22 protein-coding genes are annotated in these 24,716 nt (G+C 73.7%); 10 read left to right on the forward strand and 12 right to left on the reverse strand.

Features of this window, described 5'->3' with window-relative positions:
- Positions 1-109: 109 nt before the first annotated feature.
- A complete protein-coding gene (locus AGRA3207_RS11365) occupies positions 110-1,588 on the forward strand; it encodes a COG1470 family protein (protein ID WP_231334558.1) in 1,479 nt (492 codons plus the stop codon).
- Between the two features lie 94 nt (positions 1,589-1,682).
- On the opposite strand, the gene AGRA3207_RS11370 is transcribed toward AGRA3207_RS11365, so the two are convergent.
- The 7 genes from AGRA3207_RS11370 to AGRA3207_RS11400 form a co-directional block, all read right to left on the reverse strand.
- Positions 1,683-3,689 carry an ATP-binding protein gene (locus AGRA3207_RS11370; protein ID WP_231334559.1) on the reverse strand — a complete coding sequence of 669 codons (2,007 nt, stop codon included), beginning with the start codon at positions 3,687-3,689 and terminating at the stop codon, positions 1,683-1,685.
- A complete protein-coding gene (locus tag AGRA3207_RS11375) occupies positions 3,686-4,300 on the reverse strand; it encodes a Pvc16 family protein (protein ID WP_231334560.1) in 615 nt (204 codons plus the stop codon). Before AGRA3207_RS11375 ends, AGRA3207_RS11370 begins: the two co-directional genes overlap by 4 nt.
- On the reverse strand, positions 4,300-4,914 hold the full coding sequence (locus AGRA3207_RS11380) for a helix-turn-helix transcriptional regulator (RefSeq protein WP_231334561.1): 615 nt from the start codon (positions 4,912-4,914) through the stop codon (positions 4,300-4,302). Before AGRA3207_RS11380 ends, AGRA3207_RS11375 begins: the two co-directional genes overlap by 1 nt.
- A gap of 1 nt (position 4,915) precedes the next feature.
- A complete protein-coding gene (locus tag AGRA3207_RS11385) occupies positions 4,916-6,385 on the reverse strand; it encodes a peptidase inhibitor family I36 protein (RefSeq protein ID WP_231334562.1) in 1,470 nt (489 codons plus the stop codon).
- A 433-nt stretch (positions 6,386-6,818) separates the two neighbouring features.
- On the reverse strand, positions 6,819-8,048 hold the full coding sequence (locus AGRA3207_RS11390; protein WP_231334563.1) for a copper amine oxidase: 1,230 nt from the start codon (positions 8,046-8,048) through the stop codon (positions 6,819-6,821).
- Between the two features lie 13 nt (positions 8,049-8,061).
- Positions 8,062-8,802, reverse strand: a complete 741-nt coding sequence (locus tag AGRA3207_RS11395; protein WP_231334564.1) for a hypothetical protein — start codon at positions 8,800-8,802, stop codon at positions 8,062-8,064.
- Positions 8,803-9,140: 338 nt separating this feature from the next.
- A complete protein-coding gene (locus tag AGRA3207_RS11400; protein WP_231334565.1) occupies positions 9,141-10,328 on the reverse strand; it encodes a hypothetical protein in 1,188 nt (395 codons plus the stop codon).
- A gap of 299 nt (positions 10,329-10,627) precedes the next feature.
- Here AGRA3207_RS11400 and AGRA3207_RS11405 point away from each other — a divergent pair, with 299 nt between their 5' ends.
- Together AGRA3207_RS11405 and AGRA3207_RS11410 are read left to right on the forward strand one after the other, a co-directional pair.
- The gene (locus AGRA3207_RS11405; RefSeq protein WP_231334566.1) at positions 10,628-13,759 is read left to right on the forward strand and encodes an AfsR/SARP family transcriptional regulator; all 3,132 of its coding nucleotides are present in this window, start codon (positions 10,628-10,630) and stop codon (positions 13,757-13,759) included.
- Positions 13,760-14,161: 402 nt separating this feature from the next.
- Complete coding sequence (locus AGRA3207_RS11410; RefSeq protein ID WP_231334567.1) at positions 14,162-14,839, forward strand: AfsR/SARP family transcriptional regulator; 678 nt, start codon at positions 14,162-14,164, stop codon at positions 14,837-14,839.
- 60 nt (positions 14,840-14,899) lie between these two features.
- Here AGRA3207_RS11410 and AGRA3207_RS11415 read toward each other — a convergent pair whose 3' ends face one another.
- The 5 genes from AGRA3207_RS11415 to AGRA3207_RS11435 are packed head-to-tail and all read right to left on the reverse strand — an operon-like array spanning position 14,900 to position 18,274.
- Positions 14,900-15,454 carry a cupin domain-containing protein gene (locus AGRA3207_RS11415; RefSeq protein WP_231334568.1) on the reverse strand — a complete coding sequence of 185 codons (555 nt, stop codon included), beginning with the start codon at positions 15,452-15,454 and terminating at the stop codon, positions 14,900-14,902.
- The gene (locus tag AGRA3207_RS11420) at positions 15,451-15,702 is read right to left on the reverse strand and encodes an indolepyruvate ferredoxin oxidoreductase subunit alpha (RefSeq protein WP_420830881.1); all 252 of its coding nucleotides are present in this window, start codon (positions 15,700-15,702) and stop codon (positions 15,451-15,453) included. The genes AGRA3207_RS11415 and AGRA3207_RS11420 overlap by 4 nt, the downstream gene beginning before the upstream one ends.
- A gap of 24 nt (positions 15,703-15,726) precedes the next feature.
- Positions 15,727-15,969, reverse strand: coding sequence for a Rieske 2Fe-2S domain-containing protein (locus tag AGRA3207_RS11425; RefSeq protein ID WP_231334570.1), 243 nt, complete (start codon positions 15,967-15,969; stop codon positions 15,727-15,729).
- The gene (locus AGRA3207_RS11430) at positions 15,969-17,690 is read right to left on the reverse strand and encodes a hypothetical protein (RefSeq protein ID WP_231334571.1); all 1,722 of its coding nucleotides are present in this window, start codon (positions 17,688-17,690) and stop codon (positions 15,969-15,971) included. Before AGRA3207_RS11430 ends, AGRA3207_RS11425 begins: the two co-directional genes overlap by 1 nt.
- Complete coding sequence (locus AGRA3207_RS11435; RefSeq protein ID WP_231334572.1) at positions 17,687-18,274, reverse strand: GNAT family N-acetyltransferase; 588 nt, start codon at positions 18,272-18,274, stop codon at positions 17,687-17,689. The genes AGRA3207_RS11430 and AGRA3207_RS11435 overlap by 4 nt, the downstream gene beginning before the upstream one ends.
- Positions 18,275-18,524: 250 nt before the next feature.
- Here AGRA3207_RS11435 and AGRA3207_RS11440 point away from each other — a divergent pair, with 250 nt between their 5' ends.
- The 7 genes from AGRA3207_RS11440 to AGRA3207_RS11470 are packed head-to-tail and all read left to right on the forward strand — an operon-like array spanning position 18,525 to position 24,714.
- Positions 18,525-18,749 carry an acyl carrier protein gene (locus AGRA3207_RS11440; protein WP_231334573.1) on the forward strand — a complete coding sequence of 75 codons (225 nt, stop codon included), beginning with the start codon at positions 18,525-18,527 and terminating at the stop codon, positions 18,747-18,749.
- 10 nt (positions 18,750-18,759) lie between these two features.
- The gene (locus AGRA3207_RS11445) at positions 18,760-19,860 is read left to right on the forward strand and encodes a ferritin-like domain-containing protein (protein ID WP_231334574.1); all 1,101 of its coding nucleotides are present in this window, start codon (positions 18,760-18,762) and stop codon (positions 19,858-19,860) included.
- The gene (locus tag AGRA3207_RS11450) at positions 19,857-20,642 is read left to right on the forward strand and encodes a hypothetical protein (protein ID WP_231334575.1); all 786 of its coding nucleotides are present in this window, start codon (positions 19,857-19,859) and stop codon (positions 20,640-20,642) included. The genes AGRA3207_RS11445 and AGRA3207_RS11450 overlap by 4 nt, the downstream gene beginning before the upstream one ends.
- The gene (locus AGRA3207_RS11455) at positions 20,639-21,601 is read left to right on the forward strand and encodes an alpha/beta hydrolase (protein WP_231334576.1); all 963 of its coding nucleotides are present in this window, start codon (positions 20,639-20,641) and stop codon (positions 21,599-21,601) included. The genes AGRA3207_RS11450 and AGRA3207_RS11455 overlap by 4 nt, the downstream gene beginning before the upstream one ends.
- On the forward strand, positions 21,598-21,864 hold the full coding sequence (locus AGRA3207_RS11460; RefSeq protein ID WP_231334577.1) for a phosphopantetheine-binding protein: 267 nt from the start codon (positions 21,598-21,600) through the stop codon (positions 21,862-21,864). Before AGRA3207_RS11455 ends, AGRA3207_RS11460 begins: the two co-directional genes overlap by 4 nt.
- The gene (locus AGRA3207_RS11465; protein ID WP_231334578.1) at positions 21,854-23,467 is read left to right on the forward strand and encodes an AMP-binding protein; all 1,614 of its coding nucleotides are present in this window, start codon (positions 21,854-21,856) and stop codon (positions 23,465-23,467) included. The genes AGRA3207_RS11460 and AGRA3207_RS11465 overlap by 11 nt, the downstream gene beginning before the upstream one ends.
- Positions 23,455-24,714 (forward strand): aspartate aminotransferase family protein, encoded by a 1,260-nt coding sequence (locus AGRA3207_RS11470; protein WP_231334579.1) that lies wholly within the window; start codon positions 23,455-23,457, stop codon positions 24,712-24,714. The genes AGRA3207_RS11465 and AGRA3207_RS11470 overlap by 13 nt, the downstream gene beginning before the upstream one ends.
- Positions 24,715-24,716: the final 2 nt, after the last annotated feature.

The following is a 24,716-nucleotide window of genomic DNA, read 5'->3' on the forward strand; positions in this document are numbered from 1 at the left end:
CGGGCAGGGGGCGCGGTCCGCGCCCCGCGATCTGGGGCAGGGAGGCGTGCACCCCGGGGTGCACGAGCGGTCATTCCTGGGGCGTCCGCCGCGATCTAGAGTCCGATCGGTGAGTATCTGGAGTTCTCTCGATCCGGCGTCGGCCACCGTGGATCCCGGCGGCGCCGTGACGGTCGCACTGCGGCTGCGCAACACGACCGACCTGGTGGAGGAGTACCGGATCACGGTCGCGGGCGAGCCCGCGGTGTGGGCGGAGGTGGAGCCGCGGACGCTGCGGCTCTACCCGGGGACGACCGGCACGTCCGAGATCACCTTCCGGCCGCCGCGCACCCCGGACGCGACGGTCGGCGGGCATCCGTTCGCGGTGGACGTGATCCCGACCGAGCAGCCGGGCGACAAGACGGTCGTCGAAGGGCATCTGACGGTCACGCCGTTCACCGAGGTCCGGGCGGAGCTGCTGCCGCACACCGTGCGGGGACGGTTCCGCGGCAAGCCCCGGTTCGCCGTCGACAACCTCGGCAACACCCGGCTGACGGCGTCGCTGACCGGCAAGGACAACGGGGGGCAGCTCGGCTTCGAGCTGTCCCCGGCCAACGTGCAGGTCGAGCCGGGACGGGCCGCGTGGGTCCGGGGGCGGATCAAGCCGGGCGCCATCACCTGGTTCGGGAACCGCGAGTCCCACCCCTACAAGGTGAACGTGCTGCGCTCGGGCGTGGAACCGGTCGAGGTCGAGGGCGTCTTCCTCCAGCGGGCGGTCATGCCGCGCTGGCTGCTGGGCCTGATGGGGCTGCTGCTGACGTCCGCGCTGGCGTTCACCATCGCGTGGTTCACCTTCAAGCCCAACTTCGGCTCGCGGGCCCGCGAGGGCGGCATGGTCCCGGTGGGGAACCCGCTCAGCCTCCCCGACGACAAGCCGTCCGCCAAGGCCCCGGCGCCCGACCAGGAGCCCCGGCAGGCCCCCGCGGAGCCGCTCCCCGGTGACGGCGGAGACGAGGAGCCGGGCGCGGGCGAGGGAGAGGGCGACGGTGACGGCGGCGAACGTCCGCTCGGCGGCCCCGGGCACCACCTGCTCTACCTGAACAAGGCCGGGCCCTGGCCCGAGGCCGCCCCGGCGGAGGAGCAGCCCACCAGCCGGACCATCCCCGTCGAAAGCCCCGGCTTCGCCCGGACGGGCAACGAGTGGAAGTGCACCTACAGTCCCGTGCGGTTCACCATCTGCGGCCTGCACGACACCTACCAGGCGGGGACCGAGCCCACCTTCGACTTCTGGGTCCGCTCCAACGGCGATCCCGACGCGAGCATCTCCGTGATCTTCGACTGGACCTTCGACGGCAAGGACGTGCTGGAGCGGCGCCAGGTCTTCAAGGCGTTCCGCCTCGAACCGAACCAGGAGTGGCAGCGGTACACCGAGCTGGTCGGCTCGGACTTCTCCGAGGGCGAGGAGTACCGCGACCTCGACGGCGGCAAGCTGAGCGTCGGGTTCTGGATCCGGTCGGGCAACTCCCCCATCGAGGTGCGGGCGAACGTGCCGCGCGGCCAAGAGAACATCTCCGCGCTGCGCATCCCCTACGAGCCGACCCCGGAATGACCCACCGGAGTCATCCGACGCGCAGTCATCCGACGCGGAGTGATCCGGCGGTGCGAGCCGCCGGGCCCGCACCGCCGGATCACCGGGGAACCGTCTAGATGTCGCCGGGGAGCAGGCGGCCCAGCTTGCGGTACTCGCGGCGGGCACCGGCGAGCAGGTCGTCCATGGTGACCGGGTGCCCGGCGGCGGCCGCCAGGTAGCCGGCGGTGACCACCGCGCTGCGGATCGCGCCGCCCGCCAGCTCGAACTCCCGCGCGCAGCGGTCGAGGTCCACGTCGCCGCCGACCGGGACCGGCGGGGCCAGGCAGTGCTCCCACAGCGCCCGGCGCTGCGCCGGGTCCGGGAACGGGAAGTCGATGACGAGGTCGAGGCGGCGGGTGAAGGCGTCGTCGATGTTGGCGCGCAGGTTGGTGGTGAGGACCGCGATGCCGCCGAACGACTCCAGCCGCTGCAGGAGGTAGGCGCTCTCCAGGTTGGCGTACCTGTCGTGGGCGTCCTTGACGTCCGAGCGCTTGCCGAACACCGCGTCGGCCTCGTCGAAGAGCAGCACCGCGTCCATCCGGTCGGCCTCGGTGAAGATCCGTTCGAGGTTCTTCTCGGTCTCGCCGACGTACTTGTCGACCACCGCCGACAGCTCGACGACGTACAGGTCGAGGCCGAGCTCGGCGGCGAGGACCTCGGCGGACATGGTCTTGCCGGTGCCGGACTCCCCGGCGAACAGCGCCACCACGCCGCGTCCCCGGCCGCCGCCGCTGCGCAGCCTCCACTCGCCGAGCACCCGGTCGCGGTGGCGGGCCCGCTGGACGAGCTCGTGCAGCCGCCCGGCAACCTCGCCGGGCAGGACCAGGTCGTCCCAGCCCACGGCGGGGACGATCCGCCTGGCGTGCTTGTGCAGGCCCCCGGCGTTCTGGAGCCGGGCCCCGCGGTGCAGGTGCGCCGCGGACAGGGGCGCGCCGTCGAGCGCGGCATGGTCGAGCGCGGCCTGGGCCGCGCGGCGGATCTGGCCCGCGGTGAAGCGGTAGGTGGCGGTGGCCGCGTCCAGGTCGAAGCCCAGCTCGCCCGGCAGCTCCGCCCGCCAGACTCCGGCGGCGGGCGCCTGCGCCGGGGCGTCCAGGACCAGCGGCTGCGTCTCGCTCCACGCGGGGTCGAACGGCAGCGGCCCGGCGAGGAGCACCGGGACCTTGAGCGGCGCGCCGGCGAAGGTCCGCACGAGGACGCCGTCCGCCAGGGGCCCGGCCACGACGGCCGCCCCCCGCATCAGGGCCTCGCGCAGGACGGACGGGACGAGCGCCGCGTCCAGCCGGGACGGGTCGGCGACCAGCACGGGCAGCCCCGCGGCCGCCGCCGCGGAGCGGGCCGCCGCGACACCCGTGCCGGGCCGGTCCTCCAGCAGGTAGACCAGCGGCGGATCGTCCCCGCGCAGCCGGGCCGCCAAGCCGGTCAGGCCCGGCCCCGGGACGTCCGGCCCCGGGACGTCCGGTCCCGGGACACCGCCGCCGTCCAGCCGCACCACCCCGGCGAGGTCGCCGTCCGGGGCGTCGTCGCCGAGCAGGAACGCCGCGACCCGGTCCGGGACCCGCAGGCCACGGCTCAGGAAGGGGCGGTCGGTGTCCTCCAGGACGAGGAGCCTCCCCGCGGTCAGCGGGGCCCCCGCCGCGAACCGCGCGCGTGCGGGGGCGGAGGTCACGGGGGTGCCGCACAGGTCCAGGGCCAGGCCCACGGAGGCGCGGCGGCGGCTCACGTCGTCGTTGAGGTAGCCGTAGAGCGGCTCGAACGAGCGGTCCAGGTCGGGTGCGAGCGCGACGAGCAGGATCTCCATGTCGAGGTCGATGAGCCCGAACGCCGTGGCGAGCCGGTGCGCGCGGGTCGCGGTGCCGACGGTCTCCGCCAGCTCCAAGACGGCGTGCTCGTAGCCCGGGTCGGGGACGGCGCCGGGCCCCGGGCCGTCCGCGAGCCGCCGTGCCGTCTCCGGCCCGACGTACAGCCCGCGGAACCGGTCGCCGGCGGACGGGTCGGCGCCCGCCCGCTCCTCGACCAGCAGCCGCACCCGGGCGCGGAGCAGTTCGACGCGGGCCAGCAGGTAGCCGGTCGAGTCGGTCACGTGAGCGGCTCCCTGCGGACCTCGGTGACCGCGTACACGCTGTCGCGCACCCGGACCTCGACCTCGGTGACCGGCGGTCCCGCGGGGTACTCGGGCGACACGAGGAACGGCGCGACCACCACGACGTCCAGCGACGGCTTGAGCTCGCCGCCGAGCGCCGACCAGATGTCGGCGATCGACCGCGGATCCGGCGGCGGGACGGCCGCGGTGATCGGGACGGACAGTCCCGCCGAAGCCAGCATCCCCCCGGCTGGCAGCGTGTCAGCGGGCAGCGTCTCGTGGCGCAGCAGGCATCCCAGCACCGCCGACAGCAGCCGGTGCTCGTCCTCGGGCTGCTTGGTCCAGGCGGTGAAGAGATAGGACAGGCGGTAGAAGCGCGGCGGCTGCCGGTAGGCGGTCACCCGGCCGTCCTTGCCGTGCACCCGCGCCGGCCCGCGCTCCCTGCGCGCCATGTCCTCGCGGACGTCGTAGAGGTAGGCGTTGACGGTCGGGATGTTGCGCTGCGCCGCCCACTCGCGGGTGGGCGCGTCGAAGACCAGGCGCACGTCGCCGCCGGCCAGCGCCCGGGTGCTCACCAGCGTCCGCAGCGCGGCGTCCACTTCGTGGAGCATCAGATGTAGCCCTCCCGGATGGCGTAGGCGACGGCGTGGGCCCGGTTGCGCAGTTGCAGGCGGGTCATCAGGCCGTGCAGCACGTTCTTGACGGTCCGCTCCGAGTAGGCGAGCTTCCTGGCGATCTCGGAGGTGTCCAGGCCGTCGGAGATGAGGCGGAGGACGTCGCGTTCCCGCTCGGCCAGCCCCGCGGCGGTGAGGCCGTGGGCGCCCGCGCCGCGCTGGATGCGGCCGATCTGCTTCAGCAGCCGCCCCTGCAGGTCCGGGGGCAGGCTGCCGTGGCCGCCGGCGGCGGCGACGATGGCGCGGGCGATGCCGTCGGGCCCGGCGTCGCGCCGCCAGAGCATCGCGACGACGCCGCACTCCACGACCTCCAGCAGGTGCGCCTCCTTCAGATCGCTGACGATCAGGACCGACCGTGAGCCGATCGAGCGCGAGAAGCGCCGCAGCACCCCTTTGACCTGCTCGTCGACGGCCTCGGCGACGACGACGGTGACGACCGCGTCGGTCTCGTCCACCAGGTTCAGCTCCGGGTGGTGGCGCAGCCCGCCGACCACGCCCGCGTAGGTGATGGGGTCGGGCGCGTGCACCGCCACGGCGATGGTCTCCCTCACGTCACTGCGCTCCCGCCGCCGCGGGGCCGGCCGTCGCCGGGGCGGGGTCCTTCTCCAGGACCTCGGCCGGCGGCACGATCGACCCGTCGAACCGGACCCGCCAGGTCGTCCCGACGCGCTCCGGCCGCCCGACCGCCACGACGGCCGATCCGGGCGGGGTCTTGGCGGGCACCTGCATGCCGTCGTCGATGATCACGACCCGGCCGCGTTCGGCGCCGTCCTCCGGCCCGGTCACCGCCTCGGGCGGGAAGCCGACCGTCCGGACCCGGACGCCCTCGCGCCACGGGTTCTCCCGCATGCCCCGCGCCAGCGCGAGCGCCGCCTTGCGGGCGGCCTTGCGGTTGCCCGCGAGCGCGATCGGCCCCGGCAGCGCCGCCAGGTTCACCCACATGCCAGGCCGCACCAGGGCGAGCAGCGGATAGGGCGCGGCGGGGACGGAGTCGCCGGTGATCTCGTCGATGTCGGCGACGGACAGCAGCCAGCGCCGCCCGCCGGGCGCGACCCGCCAGGGCTCCGGGGCGTTCTCGTCGGCGGCGGCCAGGTGCAGGGCCACCTCCGCCTCGTCGATCGTCACCGCGCGCGCCTTCGGCACCTCCCGCCCGTCCTGCTCGCAGTCGACCGCCAGCAGCAGCAGCGCGCGGTGGACGCGCAGGGCCGCGCCGGGGTCGGCCGCGGTGCGGGGCCCCTGGCCGGCGCGGTAGCGGCGGCCGAACACCCATCCGCCGACCCCGAGGACGGCGAGCGCCAGGACGCCCGTCATACCGGCCGCGACGGCGGCCACGGGCTGCCACGAGACACCGTCCTTCCCGGCGGCGGACCGCGGCACGGCGATCTTGACGGGCGGCGGGCTGGGCAGCGGCGACGCCGGGCCGTCCACCGACGGCAGGGCGAGCTCGGGTGAGGGCTCGCCCGTCTCGGGCGTCGCGGTCGGCTCGGGCTTCGCCGTGGGACGGGCGGGCTGCTCCCGCCTGGGCGACCTCCTCGGCGCCGCGGTCGGGCTCGGCCCGGTGTCCAGCAGCTCCGGCTGCACCGCGCCCCCCGACCCCAGGCACGCCGCGCCGCGGCTCGGGTGGATGCGCAGCGAGCTGACGCCGCCGCGGAACTCGCGCAGCCGTGTCCTGGGCGGCAGGCACGAGATCAGCCCTTTGAACTCGATGTCGTCGTACAGGCCCACGTAGCTGTCGGTGCGGTTGATCGCCGACCGCGTCCCGTCGTTGAAGAACGACCAGTCCTTTTCCATCTTGAGGTCGGTGTCACCGTTGTTGGTGCCGATGAGCCCGCCGCCGTCCTGGAGGTCCGGTTTGCCGTACAGGCACCACCAGCCTTTGTTGTCGCGGCATGCGGTGGCGGCCCTCGCGTCCGCCGGGACGGCGGCGACGGAGACGGCGGCGACCGTGGCGACGGCGGCCACGAGCAGCGCGCCGGACGCCGCGCCGGCCCTCAGCAGCGGGCGCGGCGGCGCGGAGGTCACGCGACGCCCCTTCCGCCGCGTCCGCGGACGTCCGTGGCCGTGACGGCGCGGGCCCCCGCCTCGCGCACCGGCCGGACCGCGTCCCGCCGCCGTGGAGCGCCGCCCGCGCGGGCACGCGTCCACGCTGACGCCGGTGTCCCCTTCGCGCCGGACGCGCGTGCCCCCGAGATCACACCTGTTGTCATGCCGTTCAGCTTCGCCGACGACCGCCGGGCCTGGCAGTGCCGCACGCTATCCATTCGCCGGTACAGCCTGCTGTACCGCCGGCCATCGTCCCTGGCCGGCACGCCTGCGACCGGGGCGCGGCGGTATCCGGCGCGGTGCGCCGGCCGGGCCGGCGGCGCACCGTCTCCCTCGATCATGAGTGTCCTCCGGGTGGGGTCGGCGGACGCCCCGGGGGCCGGTTCCCCGGGGCGTCCGCCGGCTCACGCGATCAGTAGGGGTTCTTGGCGGTGACGTCGCGCGGGCTGATCGTGAAGCCCTGCCAGTGCGCGGGCAGCGGGTCGTGGTCCTCGTCGCGGGGGATGTGGTGGAAGTCGACGCTGACCCAGACGATCGGGTCGGTCAGCGCCTGCCCGTTGACGAACTTGTCGACCTGCTTGGCGCAGCGCGGCTCCTCGTTCTGGGCGGCCAGCCGCTCGCACGCCTTGCGCTGGGTGACGTAGAGGTCGGAGAGGGTGAACTGCTCGCCGGCCGACGCGGGCCCGCGGAACTGGCTGCTGGCGATGTCGCTGATCTGCCAGGAGATGGGGTGGCCGTCGGCGTTCTTGACGGCCGGGTCCACCACGCGCCAGAAGCGGTCGGGCGCGAGCTTGACCGCCGTCTCCCGGGTGAGCGTCTTGCGCAGGATCGTGCGCTTGAGGGCGCCCTGGCCGGAGAAGTCGAACTGCTCGACCTTGTCGCCGGCCGGTCCCTGGAGGTCGAAGTCGGCGCGCCAGAACGCGTTGTGGAAGTGGTTCGGGGAGTAGTGGGTGTTGCCCCGCCCGATCGGCCAGCCGTGCTTGGCCGAGGTACGGTCGGACGCCAGCGAGCCGGTCGCGCCGAGCCGCGGGGTGATCTGCCCGTCGTCGGTGAACCGGTACTCCAGGATGTAGTCGTACCAGCCGACCTCGAAGACCCCGAACACGACCAGCTCGCTCGACTGCCGCTGCTTCTCCTTGTCCGCGTCGACGTCGGTCTTCTTGTAGCCGTAGCCGCGCCCGTTGGTGTTGACGCAGACCAGGGGACGGCCGTTGTGCTTGCGGATCTCGCCCCCCGGGCAGTCGCGCGGCAGGAGCCGTGCGGCGTAGTTCAGGTCCAGCGGCATGTCGAGGTGGCGCTGGGAGTCGTCGTCGTAGGGCACGTGGACCTGGGTCAGCGCCAGGTCCCGCAGCACCTTGACCTCGCCGCTCCCCTTGGGGGTGTACCGGACGTTGAGCATGCGCAGGCCCTCGCCGTCGCGGGCCTCCCAGCAGATCTGCCACCGGGCCCCGTTCGGGAATCTCTTGTCGATCTTGTATTGGCCTGCGCAGTCGGCCGGCGCCGCGGCGGCGGAGGCGTGGGCGGGCGCGTGGGCGGCGGACGCGGCCGGTGCGGCCGCGCACAGCAGGGCGGCGCATGACGCCGCCGCTCCGAAGCCGATCCCCGACCGCAGCCGGGCCCGCACTCGTTCGAAGGTGGTCATGGCTCGGTTCCCCCTACCGGTCCAGGATGACGACGCGCTGGGCGGACATGTCGACGACGATGCGGCCGGTGTCCATCCACGTCCCGTTAGGGAGCTGGAGGTCCACCGTGAAGCAGCGCTTGGCGCCGCACTGGGCGACCGCGGCGGCGTTGCGCGCGCCGGCGGCCTGCGGGGCGCGGAAGATGTGGCCCCGGGTGTGGATGTCGGACGCCGACGCCGGCTCGTGCCCGGCGGCGCCCTTGTAGGAGGTGCGCAGGCCCGGCCCGAGGCGGCGGTCGGCCAGGATCAGCTCGACGGCGCGGCGCAGCTCGTCGACGCTCGCGATCGGCTGCGTCCCGGTCGCCCGCTCCGTCTTGATCACCTGGGACGAGGCCAGGTCGACGTGCCGGACGATCATCTCGTCGGTGCGGTAGTCGTACAGCCGGACGTCGGCGACGCGCGGGCCGCCGTCCGGGCCCTCCAGGCGGCTGGCGCTCACGAACGCCACCTGCGGGCGTCCGGTGACGCCCTGGGCGCGCGGCTGGTCGGCCAGCGCCGCGCGCTGCGCCTTCTGGATCTCCTGGTCGGAGAGCGGATCGAGCCCGCTGCCCTGCGCGGCGCGGGCGTGCGCGTCGCGGTCGGCCCTGACGGGTGCGGACGGGTCGGACAGCTGGTAGAACGCGAGCGCCGCCAGCCCCGCGCCGGCCAGCGCCACCGCGATGCGCGTGCCGGGGCGGCGCCACGCGCGTGCCCCCGGAGACAGTTCCCTCTTCATGATCGTCTCGGTCCCCCCTGGACGTGGTGATCGGTTTGCTGCTGAGGGCTTAGATCACCGGGGTTCCGACCCGGGTTGTCAAAATGGGTCGGGAAGTGGTGGCTCCTTCCGGCCACGCGATTCGTTCCCAGGGGGCTTGATCATAAGGACGGCGGCGATTATGACGCCGGGGCACCGTGCGTCACCTTCTGCTTTCCGCCCGCCGACCGCCATTCCGCCGCGGGCCCGCGACCGGGAAGGACGCCGGCTTCGCGGCATCCACCTCAGGTCGCGGGCCCGGTCAGACTTTCGTCGTACATTCGGCGGCCCGTCCGCACGCGCCGCGATGTGCCCGACGGTCAGTCGTTGAGCGGAATCGCGCGGATCCCCTCGAACGGGGTGTCCTTCTCCAGATAATCCACGGTCTCGAAGAGGCCGATCGCGTCCATCGGGAACCGGGCGCCGGCCTCGGCGGCGAAGACGCACGGCAGGATCCGCTCGCGCTCGGACGCGCCGGCCTCACCGCTCTCGCGGATGTGCTTGTGCGTGTGGATGAGGATCGGCATGAACCCTCCGCCGAGCACCGACCCGCTCCGCAGGATCGCGCCGCCCACGCAGTCGATCACCAGTCCCTTGCCGAGGACGGAGTCGCGCCCCTGGTAGTAGTAGGAGGGCGTGGTGAGCGTGCCGTGCTCGACGTGGAACACGCCCGCGGACAGGCCGATGATCGAGCGTCCGCCGGTCCGCAGCACCGACCGGTGGAAGTCGACGAGGATCGGCCGCACCCGCGCGTCCGGGAGCTTGAACTCCGGGCACAGCAGGACGATGCGCAGCAGCTCCGCGAGGGTGAGCGCAGCGCCGTTCCCTCTCGGGAACTCCTGGTCCCAGGGGACCAGGTAGTCCGACGGCGAGACCATCTCGGTCCCGGCGTCCTCGGAGATCAGGCGCTCGGCCTCCGTCGCGGGCGCCTGCGCCCGCGGGGCGCGGCCGAGCACGCGCCGGGCGAGCAGGTACCGGCTCTCCAGCGTCTTGGCCCTGCTCGCGGCGGTCAGCACCGCGATCCTGCCCGTGACCGTCTCCGGGATCTCGAAGAGGTCGTCAGTGCCGTCGGTGGGGACGGCGACCTTCGTCTCCAGGCTGCGGTACCCGAGCGGCTCGAAGGAGTCCACCGCCTTCTGCAGGGCGGCTGTGAAGTCGCCGGGGCCGAGGAGGAGCAGTTCCTCGGCGGCCAGGGCGCGGTAGTCGTAGGGGATGCCGGCCGACGTGGACAGGACGATGTCGGCGAGCGTGGCGCGGTACCGTCCCTCGTCGAGCGACGACGCCGCCAGTTCCAGCGACAGGTACGGCGATTTCTCGCCGGGGCCGTGCACCCAGCTCGCCGCGTAAGGCCCCTCGAACCGGCACGCCTGGCCGAACAGCTCGTAGGCGCTCTCGCCGGCCTCGATCTCCCTCGTGATCCGGGTCCGGGCCGACTCCTCGTCGGCGACCTCGGCCAGCAATCCCGCGGTGAGCCGCAGCAGGGTGGAAAAGTCCAGGGTGTTCTGCATTTGGACAGCGTCCAGGCCGCGGTCCTGCTGCGGTCCTTGTCCGGTCCTCCCGGGACCCTGAGCTGGGAAGGACGGCGAAAGGACGGGACGGCGCACGCGCTCCGCACCCGGGCGGCTACTCCGAGTGCCTCAAGGACACCGGACGGCCACCTTCAGTAGGTGTTCGCCGGACGGACGCCGCTGGATCGATGTTGGCTGCAAACGGTCGCAAGCATCCGAATCGCTTGCTGAGGCGATGGGGCGGGGTGTGGGGTTGGGGGGCGTCGCGGTCGAAGATCATGACCCGAGGGGGAGTGGCGATGGAATTCGGGATCCTGGGTCCGCTGGAGATCCGAAAGGACGGGCAGCTGCTGGATCCGGGACCGGCACGCCACCAAAAGGTGCTGACCGCCTTTTTGCTGTCCGCCAACCGCGTGGTCCCGGTGTCCCGGCTGATCGATGTCGCCTGGTATGAGAATCCGCCGGCGACCGCCAGGAAACAGGTCCGCAACATTGTTTCCGATCTGCGCCGGCTGCTGAACGGCACCGGTGAGGCGGGGCTGATGTCGGCGGGCCAGACCGGGTACCGGCTCCGCGTCGACACCGGCGCGCTCGACGCGAGCCTTTTCGACGACAGGGTCGCACGGGCCCGGCGGCACGCGGCCGACCGCCAGACCGGGGACGCCGTCGCCGGGTTCCGCGCCGCGCTGGCGCTGTGGCGCGGCTCGGCCCTCGCGGGACTGGACAGCCCGGCGCTGGAGCCGCAGCGGGCCCTGCTGGAGGAGAAGCGCCTCACCGTCCTGGAGGAGTCCGCCGACCTGGAGCTCACCCTCGGCCGGCACCACCGGCTGTCGACGGAGCTGGCCCAGTGGGTGCGGGAGTATCCGCTGCGGGAACGCCTCACCGGCCTGTACATGCTGGCGCTGTCGCGGGCCGGGCGGCAGGCCGAGGCGCTCCAGGCGTTCCAGCAGGCCCGGCGGGTGCTGGTCGACCATCTCGGGATCGAGCCGGGGGCGGAGCTCCAGCGGTCCCACCAGCAGATCCTCGCCGGTGAGGCCGGTCTCGCCGCGCCGCCCGCCCGCGGCTCGCACCATTTCCTGCCGCGTGACATCACCGACTTCACCGGGCGCACGGCCGAGCTGGAGCGGCTCCGCTCCGCGCTGCCGGCGGACGGGCACGCCGCGGGCGCCGTGGTGATCAGCGCGATCGACGGGATGGCCGGGATCGGCAAGACCACCCTGGCCGTGCACGCCGCCCACCGGCTGACGGACCGGTACCCCGACGCCCAGGTGTTCATCGACCTGTTCGCCCACACCGCCGAGCAGGAGCCGCTCGGCCCCGCCGCCGCGCTGGAGACGTTACTGCGCGCGATGGAGGTCCCCTCGGAGAAGATCCCGGAGGGGGTCGAGGAGCGGGCCGCGCTGTGGCGCGCCCAGCTCGCCGGGCGCCGTGCCCTCGTCGTCCTGGACAACGCCGCCAGCGCCGCGCAGGTGCGCCCGCTGCTGCCCGGGACGCCCGGCTGCCTGGTGCTGATCACCAGCCGCCGGCGGCTCCCCGACCTGGAGGCCGCCCGCACCCTGTCCCTCGGCGTGCTGTCCCCGGAGGACGCGGCGGCGCTGTTCACCCGCGTCGCCGGCGACACCCGCCCGCCCGGCGACCCGCGGGACGTCCAGGAGGTGGTGCGGCTGTGCGGCTACCTGCCCCTGGCGATCCGCATCGCCGCCGCCCGCCTGCGCGCCCGCCCCGTCTGGGACCTCGCCCACCTGATCGAGCGGCTGCGGCAGAAGCGGCGGCTGACGGAGCTGGCCGTCGGCGACCGCGACGTCGCCGCCGCCTTCGCCCTGTCGTACCAGCACCTCACCCGCGACCAGCGGCGCCAGTTCCGGATGCTGGGCGTGCACCCGGGCGGCGACTTCGACGCCCATGCGGCCGCGGCCCTCGCGGACGTCGGGCTGGACGAGGCCGCCCGCGTGCTGGAGCACCTCGTCGACGTCCATCTCCTGGAGCAGCCCCACGCCGACCGGTACCGCCTGCACGACCTGCTCCGGCTGCACGCCGTCCACCTGTCCGACGGCGAGGACAGCGAAGCCGACCGGCAGGCGGCGCTGACCCGGACGCTCGACCACTACCGGCACACCGCCGCGCTCGCGGTGAAGGCCGTCGACTGCCACGACCAGCCGTACCTGCCCAGCATCCCCGCGTCCTCGACCCCGGCCCCCTCGTTCGCCGACCCCGACGAGGCCGTGGCGTGGCTGGAGGCCGAGCGGCCGAACCTGGTCGCGGCCGCGACCCATGCCGCCGAGCACGGCTGGCCCGCCCACGTCGCCGACCTGTCCAACACCCTGTGGTGCTACTTCGAGCACCGGGGCGGCCACGACGAGGCCCTCCGCCTGTACACGCACGCGCTCACGTCGGCCCGCGACACCGGCGACCGCGACCTCGAAGGCCACGCGCTGCACTACCTCGGCCTCTTCCACCGGCACCACGGGCGCAACGACCAGGCCCTCGTCCACTACGAGCAGGCCCTCACGCTGGCGTGCGACACCGGCGACCGCACCCTCCGGGGCCGCATCCTCGGCAACCTCGGCCCGACGCTGTGGCACCTGGGACGCGGCGAGGAGGCGCTCGTCCACTACCGGCAGGCGCTGGCGGCGGCGCGCGACACCGGCGACTTCGCCCTCCACTGCGGGGCGCTGGAGGGCCTCGGGAGCCTGTACCGGCGGCAGGGACGCCATGACGACGCCATCTCCCACTACGAGCGGGCCCTCGACCTGGCGCGCGACATCGGCGACCGCAGGCGCGAGCCGTTCGTCCTCAACGAACTCGGCGGCGTCTACGGGCGGATCGGACGCCACGAGGAGGCGTTCGCGCACCTCAACCGGGCACTCGACCTGGCCCAGCCGATAGCCAGCCGTCTCCTGGAGGGCCTGGCACTGTACGAGCTCGGTGCCATCTACGGGCGCGTCGGACGCTGCGAGGAGGCGGTCGCGCACCTCCGCCGGGCCCTCGACCTGGCCCGCGAGACCGCGAACGGCCTGCTCGAAGGCTCCGCGCTGTGCGAGCTCGGCACCGCCCACGCGCGCCTCGGGGACGACGAGGAGGCGGCAGCGCGTCTCCGCGAGGCGCTCGACCTGGCCCGCGAGACCGCCAACCGCCCGCTGGAGACCGAGGCGCTGAACGGGCTCGGCGAGGCCGCCCGGCGCACCGGCGATCCGGGCCGTGCCCTCACCCGCCACCAGGACGCGCTCGCGCTCGCGGGCGAGATCGGCAGCCGGTACGAGCGGGCCCGCGCCCTCGACGGCATCGCCCGCGCCCACCACGGGCTCGGGCACCGGCGCCAGGCCGCCGAGCGGTGGACACAGGCGCTGGCCGCCTACACCGAGCTCGGCGTCCCCGAGGCCGAGGAGGTGCGGGCGATGCTCGGCGCCTCGCGTTCCGGCACCGGCCGGTGACCGTACCCGGCCATGCGGCGCGGGCCCGGCCCGCGACCGGCCCGCGCGGGCCGCTCAGGACGGACGATCGGGTGGGTCACGGCTCCGACGTCGTACGGAAGCGGACGGAATGGAGGGCACTGTCGGCTGCCGGTTCAACTCGGCGGATTGTCGGGCGCCTGCATAATGGTTCTGTCGCCAGCGTGGACCATCGCGGCCCCCAGCGCCGCACGGCCGGCGGCAGCTCCCGGTCGGCGCGGTAGCGGGGACCCGCCGGCCCCCATCCACGCAGCCATGTGCGGAGTGAACAACTCGGCAGGGGCTTCGACCGAAGTTGATCAAGGCGGGCTCACGATGAGGTTCTTCCTCCTAGGGGGATTGGAAGTCCAGGACATCAATGGCCGCCGCATCAGGGTGAACCGCGTGAAACACCGCCAGCTCCTCGCCCTGCTGCTGCTCCGGGCCAACCACGCCGTCTCGACGGACCAGCTCGTGGACGGCATGTGGCCGGGCGACCCGCCGTCGTCAGCCAAGGGCAACGTCAAGACCTACATCTCGGTGCTGCGCCCCCAGGTCTGCCAGGCCGGGGCCCTGATCGAGACCGTCCCGCGCGGCTACCGGCTCCTCGTGCCCGTGGAACTCGTGGACGTGCTGCTCTTCGAGGCGCTGGTCCAGGCCGGCACCCGGGCCGCGCAGGACGGGGACGACGCGCGGGCCGTCCAGCACTTACAGCGGGCCACCGCCCTGTGGCGCGGCGAGGCGCTCCAGGACGTGCTCCCCTGCGGCGGCCCGATCCGGGACGCCGCGACCCGCCTGAACGAGAAACGGCTCGCGGTCGTCCAGGACCTCGCGGCGGCGCTCATCCGGCTCGGCCGCTACGGGGACGCCATCGACTACCTGCGGACGGCGGTCTGCGAGGAGCCGCTGCGCGAGCGGCTCTGGTCGCTGCTGATGGTCGCGCTCCACCGGGAGGGACGGCGGGCCGACTCCCTCGCGGCCTACCTGGAGTTCCGGGCGATCATCGTGAAGAGCATCGGCCTGGAGCCCAGCCGCGACCTGCGGACCCTCCACAGCCGCATCCTCCTCGACGACCCGCTGTAGGACGTCCGGCCCGGGGGACGGGTGCGGCCCGGCCCGCCCCCCGGCGGCGGGCGGACCGGGTCACGCCGTCCTGACGCACGCCGTGCACGGGCAGTGCGGGCACCCCCGGTCGTGCAGGCGGTCCGGGAGCGCGGCCGACATCTCGCAGATCAGGCAGTCCAGGTCGCCGTCGGGCGCGAGCACCTCGGTGTACGGGACGAGGTCCATCCGGTCGGCCGAGTCGACCGGCTTGTGCGGTGCGCCGACGGCGAGGATGAGATGATCGCTGATGGCCCCGACCGCGTGCGGGACCTCGCCCTCGACGAGATAGATCTGGCCCGCCTCGGTCCGGTGCACCCGCCCGCCGTAGGTGATCGTCCCGACGCCCGCGAGGACGGCGAGGACGTGGTGGCCGGGATGGGTGTGCGGCGCGAAGCCGGCACCCGCCGCGAGCCGGATCACGTCCGCCCCGATGCGGCCGTTCCCGACCAGGCCCCGCCCCGTGGCGTCGACCGCCCCGTGCATCGTCACCGGGCACTCCCGGTGCGGGATGGACAGCGTGGTCAGGCCCGCGCCGATCTCGCTGTCCGCCCAGCGCAGGATCGTGAGCTCCTCCTTGCGGACCGGCGCCTTCACGACGCCTCAGCCTCCTCCACTGCGAAGAACCCCGCGTTGCGCCCGATGTAGGGCAGCCACTCCTCGGGCACCTCGGACTCCCGGTAGATCGCGTCGACCGGGCAGACCGTGACGCACACGTCACAGTCGATGCACCGCTCCGGATCGATGAAGTACTGCTCGGCCGCCTCGTCCGTCTCGATGCAGTCGGCGGGGCAGACGTCCACGCACGCCCCGTCCTTCACTCCCTCACACGGCTGTGTGATCACGAACGCCATTCTCGGAATCCCCTCTCAGCTTCTCTCGACCGTGCCGGCGGAGGCGGGGGCCGGCAGTTTCGGGCATGCCGGCCCGCGCAGACGGTCACCGGTCCGGACGTCGAATGTCGCGCCGTGCCAGGCGCAGCGCAGGAACGGCCCGTTCAGATATCCCTCGGCGAGCGGGGCGCCGCGGTGCGGGCACTGTTCCGGGATCTCGTATTCGCGTCCCTCGTACCGGACGACCAGCCGGCCGTCGGAAAGGCGTTCCGGTGACATCACGCGGCCCCCTCCGTCCGGGGAAGCTTCTTCCCGTACTTCGCGTCGAATTCCAGGCCCCGTTCGTACACCGCGTCCGCGATCCATCCAAGCCATTCCGCCAGCCGGCTCGCGGCGGGAATGTCGGACGGGCGGAACTCCAGGTGCTCGCGGTAGAACGTGCGGTTCAGCCGGATGTCCGCCAGGCCCTTCCAGGTGATCCCCTCGTGGTGCACGTGGGTGGGGACACGGCAGCTCATCCGGATCCCGGCCGCGCGGTGGCCCTCGTGGTTGGCGTCCTCGGCGACCGCGATGTCCGGGACGTTGAAGGACTGGGCCTTGAAACGGCGCACGAGGGTGTAGTTCTGCGCCTTCTTGACCACGTTGTAACGGAGCCGCTGGCCGATCGCGTTGGCGATCCTGACGAAGTCGAACGGCACGCCCTCGGCCGACCAGTCGAATCCGCCGGCGAAGGCGGTGTAGCAGAACACGTCCTCGTAATCGAGCGTCCAGGGCGCCGCCAGCTTGGCGTTCGACATCGGCGCGGTGAAGATCGCGTAGTCGACGGGCAGCAGCTCGTCGGCGACCGCCCACGCCCCCAGCGTCCTGATCACGTCGGTGGGCGTCAGGCCCGCCGCCACCGCGTTGTCCACGGCGGCCGCCCACGCCGCGGGGCCCTCCCCGGCCAGCGGCGCGCCGAACGCCGTCTCCAGCCGCCCGCGCAGCGTGGCCGGCAGCGGCAGCGCCTCCGCGCAGGACCGGCGCGGGACGAGGAACTCGCGGCGCTCCCAGTTGGAGCCGTCGAACTGGAGGCAGCGCAGATGGTCCCGTTCGATCCGGACTCGCAGCCCGCCGTACAGCCTGGCGAGGTCCGCGATCCCCTCGGGCAGGGGCGCCGGGGGGATGCCGAGCACCTGCTCGTAGGCGCGCACGCGGCGGACCACGAAATCGGCGACCAGCGGCAGCGAGATGATCGACTGGTTGAGCTCCTGGAGGCAGAACCCCGCCTCCCGCCACATCAGCGCGAGGGTGGCGACCGCCAGCTGCGAGTCCGTCCACGCCGCCGGGTCGGTGCTCGCGCAGCGCTGGAGCACCGCGCCGACGCCGCGGTTGTCCTCGGTCCGGCCGTCCAGGAAGAACCTGACCTGCTCCAAGCCCTCGACGCGCTGCCTGAACTCCAGCAGCAGCAGCGGGCGCTCCTCCTCCCGCAGGCCCGTCCAGACGGCGAGCGCCCGATCCCGCAGGCGCGCCCGCCAGGGCTTCGGGGTCGCCCGCAAGAACGGGGCCCCGGCGAGGACGGCGTCCTTCAGCGTTCCCGCCGGTTCGCCGGTGAGCCCGAACTCGCGGGCGAAGACCGCCGCGGGGTCCTCGGCGTCCGCCAGCAGCAGGAGCACGCGGGCGTGCAGGTCCAGGGCCGCGGGCAGGTCCCCGGACGTGCGGCCGAGCGCGAGCGCCAGGACGTACCAGGAGTCCGGCTCGGCCTCCCCGTAGGGGATCTTCATCCGGTACCAGGCGTCGTAGAACAGCGCGCGGTCGCGGCCGTCCACCCGGTCGAGGATCCGGGCGACGGCCGCCCGGTCGCCGCCCGGCTCCGCCAACGTCTCCGGTCCCCCCGCGCGGCCCGCCGCGAGCAGGCCCAGCGCGACCGCCCGGTCGTCCTCGGCGGCGTCGTCGTGCAGGACGCGGAGCCGGTAGCGGACGTCGGTGTCCAGCGGTGCCAGCGCCGTCTCGGTCTCGATCATCGGCCGGCCTCCGCGATCAGCGTCTTGATGGTGACGGCGTCCAGGTGGAAGACCGCGAACTCCCCGGGGCCGGCCAGCCCGTCGGGGTCCTCCAGATGGCCGGTGAACCGCGGCCGCAGGCCGATCCCCCGGACGACGCGGCCGATCCCCTCGTTGCGGGTCCGGGTCTCCAGGACCAGGCCGTCGATCGGGTATTCCGCGAGGACGTGATCGGCGATCACCGGCAGGCTGTGCCACAGGATCGCGGAGGTGAAGCCGCGCCCGCGCGCCTCCGGGTCGGTGAGGTGGACGTGGACGTAGCCGTAAGGGCGCCCCAGGATGTTGATGTTGGTGTAGCCGATGACGTCGTCGTCCCGGCGGAAGGTGTAGCCGAGGGCGGCGTCGCGCCGCCCGTCGCGGCGGCACATCGCGCGGAAGCGCTCCCGGGTCTCCTCCCGGGTGCCGAGCCTCGCCCGGTCGATGCCGAGGAAGTCCAGGTCGGCGATTCCGTCGTGCCAGTACGCGACGAACGCCCCGATGTCGTCCTCGATCATGTCGCGGACGCTCAGTTCACCGTCCCCGTGCGCGAATCGCAGCAATTCCATCCGGTTCGTGACCCCCGTTCCCGTCCGATGCGCGCCCCCACGATCGCGCATTTGTAATTACCTACATAGTCCGACATCACGGTCCTCTTTCGGTTCTCACTCGGTCTATGGCAGGTCTACGCAAGGTACACGGTGGGTACACCCGAGTCGCCGCTCCTTGTTGGGCGGTGACGGAATCGCTTATAACGTCGGTAGGTGACGCAGCCGCTGGAATGAGGTCAGCTTGATAAATCCCGACGAAGTGATCGCCATGATCCGGAAGAAGCTGCGGAACAAGATTCCCGCCGGAGCGGAACTCGACCAGGACACCGAGCTGGAGGGACTGGGGCTGTCCAGCCTCCAGATCGCCGACGTCGTGTTCGCCCTGGAAGATCGTTTCGAGTTCGAGTTCGAGCTGGAAAGGGCGCTCGCCATGAAGACCGTCGGCGACATCGTCACCGTCGCGAACCAGGCCCTCTCCGAACACCAGGCGTGAGCGGGGACCGGTGGAGCACCAGACCGCGGCCGGCCTCGCGGACCTGGCCGGGACCTGGGCCGTCCCGGCGGGCGGCGAGGCGCTGTTCACATGGGAGTACGACCGTCCGGCAGAACGGCTCCTGCGGCTGTACACCAAGGGGAAGCAGCGGCAGTGGGACGCGGACGAGCGGCTCGACTGGAGCCACGAGGTCGATCCGTCCGACCCGCTGGGGATGCCCGACGAGCTGATCTGGATCGCCGACTCCGAACTCTGGGACCGGCTGCCCGAGAAAGAGCGCGCGCACGTGCGCGTGCACACCGCCGGCTGGACGTATTCGCAGTTCCTGCACGGTGAGCAGGGCGCCCTCGTCTGCGCCGCCCGGGTCGTGCAGATGGTCCCCGATATCAACGCCAAATTCTTCGCCTCCACCCAGGTCATGGACGAGGCGCGGCACGTCGAGGGATTCAGCCGGTACCTGCGGGAGAAGATCGGCGTCGGCTACGGGGTCACGAGCTCGCTCCAGGGGCTGCTGGAGGCGATCGTCCGCGACAGCCGGTGGGACTTCACCTACCTGGGAATGCAGGTCCTGATCGAGGGGCTGGCGCTGGCGTCCTTCGGGATCCAGCGCGACATGATGACCGACCCGCTGGCGAAGGCGTTCAACGCCTATGTCCTCCAGGACGAGGCGCGGCACGTCGCGTTCGGCCAGCACGCGCTGAGCGAGTACTACCGGGAGATCACCGACGCCGAGCGGAGCGAGCGCGAGGAGTTCGCCCTGGAGGCGTGCCACGTGCTGCACGACCGGTTCGCCGGCGAGGAGCTCTGGTCCAACCTCGACTACGGCACGCGGGAGTGCATCGAGATCACCAGGGAGTCGGCGTCGCTGCGCGTCTTCCGCTACCGGCTGTTCTCGCGGATCGTCCCGGCATTGAAGAGCATCCACCTGTTCGGGCCGAAGATGCAGGAGGGGCTCGGCAGGCTCGGCCTGCTCCGCTTCGCGAAGGGCGACCTGCACGACATCATGGCCGCCGACGAGCGCGCCGCCCGCGAGATCGAGCTCGCCCAGCGCAAGCGCGAGATCGACACGGCGATCGAGGCCGGCGGCACCGGTGGCGGGGGTGCGGGGTGACCGTGCGGCACGACGGCACCGGCCCCCTGCGGTCGGCGGAGGAACTGGTCTTCTACGGGATCACCGGCCGCGGCACCCTCCAGGCCCAGGAGCTCTTCCGCTTCATGGAGCGCACCGGGCCGCAGTGGTGGCTGCCGGTCTCCGGCACCACCCGCGAGGAGTTCTGGACGTCCACGGGGCACGTCCTCATGGCCCGCCACACCGTCGTCCGCGTCCTGGAGGGGGGCTGCCGCCCGAGCGACGCGGTGACGGTCGAGCACGCCATCTCCCACGGGCGAAGGCCGCGTCCCGGCCGGGACCCGGAGTTCGGGTTCGTGGACCGCCTGGCCGTCCGGCGCGACGCCGACGGCCTCGTCATCGCCGACCTGACCTCCGACACCGTGTGGGTCGACGTCCGCGACGGGTCGCCCAAGGTCGCCGCGGCGCCGCCCGGCGGGCTGGACTGCCCGTTCGAGGAGCTGCCCCCGATCGAGCCGTACCCGGAGGCGGGCGAGCCGGTGGCCACCGGCTCGTTCCGCTGGACGGCCCGCGAGACCGACGTGACCAACCGCCACGTCTCCTTCCCCAGCTACGCCGAGCGCGCCGAGAACGCCCTGGCCGACGCCGGGATCCCGGTGCCGGACCGGCACGTGTGGGAGGGCTGGTACCGCCTCGGCTTCGCGGCGGGCGAGGCCACCACCGCCACGGTCGGACGCGCGGGCGCCGCGTTCGTGGTCGGGTTCGCCCCGCAGGACCGGACGCGTCCCCGCGTCCACGTGCGGATGTCCGGACCCGGCTCATGATCGGTCAGGTCGGGGCGGATCCCGCGGTGCCCGTCGACCCCACGGTCAGGGCGATCCTGGCGCTGGCCCAGGGGCCCGGTGAGGGCGGGTTCGACCCGGAGCGGGCGCGGGCGGGCCTGCGGGCGCTGACCGTCACGGCGCGGTCGCCCGCCTCCGTGGCGTCCGTGCGCGCCGTCGAGCCGCTCTCGGTCGAAGGCATGGACGCCCGCGTCTACAGGCCGGAGTCGCAGGGCCCCGTCCCGACCGTCGTGTACTTCCACGGCGGCGGGTTCGTCCTCGGCGACCTGGACACGCACGACAACCACTGCCGGTGGCTGTGCCGCGAGACCGGCGCCGCCGTCGTCTCCGTCGCCTACCGGCGGGCCCCGGAGTGGCCGTTCCCGGCGGCGGTGGACGACGCCGTCCGGGCCGTCGCGTGGGCGGCCCGGAACGTGGACGCCCTCGGCGGCCTGCCCGGCCCCCCGGCGGTCGCGGGCGACAGCGCCGGAGCGAACCTGGCGACCGTGACGGCGCAGGTGGGCGCCGGGGGCGGCGGGCCGCGGCCGAGCGCGCAACTGCTCACCTACCCGGTGACCGACATGCGGGAGGACGCCGGCTACCCGTCGCGGCGGACGTACGGGACCGGCCACCTGCTCACCGCCGACGCGATGCGCTGGTTCCGGTCGTGCTACCGGCCCGGCGCGGCATCGCCGCTGGCGTCGCCGATCCTCGGCCGGCTCGCCGGCCTGCCGCCCGCCGTGGTGGTGACCATGGGCCACGACCCGCTGCGCGACGAGGGCGAGGCGTACGCGGCGGCCCTCGCCGGCGCCGGGGTGCCCGTGGTGCGGCACCGGTTCGACGCCCTGGTGCACGGGTCGTTCGAGCTCCCGGTCCTGTCCCCCGCCTGCGCCGAGGCGATGCGCACGGCGTTCGGCTCGTTCCGCGGGCTGCTCACGAGATCCGGTTCGGAGGCACGATGAGGCTGTTCCCGCAACGAAGCGCGCGCCGCAGGGTGGTCGCGCTGCTGGCGGAGGTCCGCCCGGAGTCGGCGTCCCGCGCGGCGGCCGGCGGGGCGCGGCTCGGCCAGGACCTCGGGATGGACTCGCTCGCGACGGCGGCGCTGGCCGTCCGCCTCGCCGAGGAGTTCGAGATCGACCTGGTCGCCCTCGCCGGGCGGCGCGCCGAGATCGAGACGATCGACGACCTGGTCGCGGTGGTCGAGGAGCTGGCCGATGCCGGCTGAGACGCGGGCCAGGGCGCTGGCCGACCTGGTGCCCCGGCTGCTGGAGCTGGAGGACGGCGCCGTCCACCACCTCGTCGGCACCGAGCTCGTCCGGCGGCCGTACCCGGAGCTGTACGCCGACGTCCGCCGGATCCAGGAGCGGCTGAAGGACGCCGGGGTCGCCGCGGGCACCCGCGTCGGGCTGTGGGGCGGCAACTCCTACGCCTGGGTGGCGCACGAGCTGGCGCTGCTCGACCTCGGCTGCGTGACGGTGACGCTGCCGTCGGCGGAGTTCGCCGGGGTGCCCGCGGACGAGCTCGCGGAGCGGTACGGGCTCGAACTGCTCCTGGCCGACGAGGACCGCTGCGCGGGCGCGGGGGACGCGGTGGCACCGCTGACGACCGGCCCGCCGGACGGCCGCAAGATCCGGCTGCGTCCGAGCCCGGAGCCGCTCGGCCCCGACGTGTTCTCGGTCGTGTTCTCCTCCGGCACGACGGGCGCGGTGAAGGCCATCCAGATCAGCCGCGCCGCCACCGAGGACTGCCTCGCCGAGTTCGCCCGCCACCACGCGTTCAGGAGCGACGACAGGATCCTCGTCGGCCTGCCGCTGGCCACGTTCCAGCAGCGGATCATGCTGTACTGCGCGCTCTGGTACGGGTTCGACGCGGTCATCGTGGACCCCTCGCCGCTGATGCTGATGGTGCTGAAGCGGGCCCGGCCCACGATCATGGGCGGGCCGCCGGCGTTCTACGAACTGCTGGAGAACCGGTTCGGCAGCCGCCCGGCCTACCTGAGGACGCCGCTGCGGGCCCTGTCCCGGGTGATCCGGTGCACGCTGCCCGCCGGGGCCCGGCGCCGCGCCCTCGCCCTGGTGTTCCGCCAGGCGCACGCGGCGTACGGCGGCCGGATGCGGCTGATGCTCAGCGGGTCGGCGCCGCTGCGCGCGTCCACCGCCGAGGTGTTCGCCATGGCGGGCCTGCCGCTGTTCCAGTTGTACGGGCTGACCGAGTCCGGCTTCATCGCCTGGAACAGCCCCGCCGCCAACCGCGTCGGGTCGGTGGGGCGGCCGGTGTTCCCCGGCTCGGTGCGGATCGCGCCCGATGGCGAGATCCTGGTGCGCTGGCCGCGCCCGCAGAGCCCCGGCTACCTCGGCGAGCCGCCCGAGGTCGAGGCCGCGACGTACCGTCCGGACGGCTGGATCGCGACCGGCGACCTCGGGCGCTTCGACGGCGACGGGTACCTGTACGTCATCGGCCGCAAGAAGGACGTCATCATCACCCGGGCCGGGTACAAGATCGCGCCGTCGCCGATCGAGCAGCGGATCCTCGCCGATCCCGCCGCGGCGCAGGCCGTGCTGCTCGGCGGCGGCGACCTCGGCTACGTCGGCGTCGTGGTGGCGCTCCGCGCGCACGCGCCCGACGAGGCCGCCGACCGGATCGGCAGGCGCGTGGCCGGGATCAACGCCGATCTCCCGGCCGCTTCGGAGATCCACCGTGTCCTGTTCACCAGGGACGAGTTCACCAGAGAGAACGGCCTCATGACGAGCACCCTCAAGATCGACCGAGGAGCGGTGGCACGCCGCTACGCGGGCTCCCTGGACCGGGGTGAGCGATGGTCGCGGTGAGCGGCTCCACGGTGTTCAGGACCGTCCGGCGGCACATGTCCCCCGGGCTCGCCGCCGTGTACCGGGACGCCGGCCACGGCTCGCACGAGGAGACGGCGGCGGGCGCGACCGTCCGGCTGGCCGACGGCCGCGAGGTCGTCGACTTCGGCTCCTACGGGGTGACGCTGCTCGGCCACGGGTGCCCGCCGGTGGCCGCGGCGGTCGCCGCGCAGCTCCGGACGATGCCCGCGGCGACGCGCTCCCTCGCCAACCCCGCGGTGGCGGAGTTCGTGCGGCGGCTGACCGAGCGGTGCGAGCCGGACCTCGGCCGGGTGTGGATCGGCAGCGACGGCGCGGACGCGGTCGAGGTCGCGACCAAGCTCGCCATGCGGGTGACGGGCCGGACGCGCCTGCTCGCGGTCGAGGGCGGCTTCCACGGCAAGACGCTCGGCGCGCTCGCCCTGACCCACGCGGCGGTGTACCACGAGGGCCTGGAGCCGCTCCTGCGCCACGTCGCCCACCTGCCCGAGGACGATCCGGAGGCCGTCGCCCGCGAGGCCGCCGCCGGGGACGTCGCGGCGCTGGTGGTCGAGCCGATCCGCGGCGAGGGCGGCGTCCGGCCGCTCGCGCCGGAGATCGCGGAGCGGTGGGCCGCCGACGCCCGGTCGGCGGGCGCCTTCGTGATCAGCGACGAGATCCAGGTGGGGCTGCGCCGCTGCGGCGACTTCTGCCTGGCGACGGCGCGGGGCTGGAACCCGGACGCGGTGCTGTTCGGCAAGGCGCTGGGCGGCGGGATCATGCCGATCTCGGTGATGGTCGCCACGTCCGAGCTGTTCCAGCCGCTCGCCGAGAACCCCGGCTACCACAGCTCCACGTTCGGCGGCCATCCGCTGGCCTGCGCCGCGGCCACCGCCGCGCTGACCGCCATCGAGGAGTTCGCGGAGCGCGCGCGGGAGGTCGGCGCGGCCGTCGAGGCGGGCCTGCGGACGCTGCGGTCCGGGCATCCCGGCATCGTGGCGGACGTGCGCGGAACCGGCCTGCTCTGGGGCGTCGACGTGCGCGGCGGCGCGGCCGGGCCCGTGATCGCCGATCTGGCCGCCGCGGGCCTGCTGGTGTCGCCGTGCCTCGGCTCACCGGGAACGATCCGATTGCTGCCGCCGATGGTGGCCACCGACGCGGAGATCGGCCGCGCGCTGGAGATCCTGGACGCCACGTTCGCGCTTCAGGCGGCCGTCCCCGCCGCGGCCCGTCCCGCCGGAAGGTGCTGAGG

The organism is Actinomadura graeca (assembly GCF_019175365.1).
Classification (GTDB): Bacteria; Actinomycetota; Actinomycetes; order Streptosporangiales; family Streptosporangiaceae; genus Spirillospora; species Spirillospora graeca.

What these genes read in the sequence shown, in the direction of transcription:
- AGRA3207_RS11375 (WP_231334560.1), bottom strand. Translation starts at nt 4,300, where the DNA reads ATGCTCCACGAAGTGGACGCCGCGCTGCGGACGCTGGTGAGCACCCGG.
- AGRA3207_RS11390 (WP_231334563.1), bottom strand. Translation starts at nt 8,048, where the DNA reads ATGACCACCTTCGAACGAGTGCGGGCCCGGCTGCGGTCGGGGATCGGC.
- AGRA3207_RS11395 (WP_231334564.1), bottom strand. Translation starts at nt 8,802, where the DNA reads ATGAAGAGGGAACTGTCTCCGGGGGCACGCGCGTGGCGCCGCCCCGGC.
- AGRA3207_RS11400 (WP_231334565.1), bottom strand. Translation starts at nt 10,328, where the DNA reads ATGCAGAACACCCTGGACTTTTCCACCCTGCTGCGGCTCACCGCGGGA.
- AGRA3207_RS11405 (WP_231334566.1), top strand. Translation starts at nt 10,628, where the DNA reads ATGGAATTCGGGATCCTGGGTCCGCTGGAGATCCGAAAGGACGGGCAG.
- AGRA3207_RS11425 (WP_231334570.1), bottom strand. Translation starts at nt 15,969, where the DNA reads ATGTCACCGGAACGCCTTTCCGACGGCCGGCTGGTCGTCCGGTACGAG.
- AGRA3207_RS11430 (WP_231334571.1), bottom strand. Translation starts at nt 17,690, where the DNA reads ATGATCGAGACCGAGACGGCGCTGGCACCGCTGGACACCGACGTCCGC.
- AGRA3207_RS11435 (WP_231334572.1), bottom strand. Translation starts at nt 18,274, where the DNA reads ATGGAATTGCTGCGATTCGCGCACGGGGACGGTGAACTGAGCGTCCGC.
- AGRA3207_RS11440 (WP_231334573.1), top strand. Translation starts at nt 18,525, where the DNA reads ATGATCCGGAAGAAGCTGCGGAACAAGATTCCCGCCGGAGCGGAACTC.
- AGRA3207_RS11455 (WP_231334576.1), top strand. Translation starts at nt 20,639, where the DNA reads ATGATCGGTCAGGTCGGGGCGGATCCCGCGGTGCCCGTCGACCCCACG.
- AGRA3207_RS11460 (WP_231334577.1), top strand. Translation starts at nt 21,598, where the DNA reads ATGAGGCTGTTCCCGCAACGAAGCGCGCGCCGCAGGGTGGTCGCGCTG.
- AGRA3207_RS11465 (WP_231334578.1), top strand. Translation starts at nt 21,854, where the DNA reads ATGCCGGCTGAGACGCGGGCCAGGGCGCTGGCCGACCTGGTGCCCCGG.
- AGRA3207_RS11470 (WP_231334579.1), top strand. Translation starts at nt 23,455, where the DNA reads ATGGTCGCGGTGAGCGGCTCCACGGTGTTCAGGACCGTCCGGCGGCAC.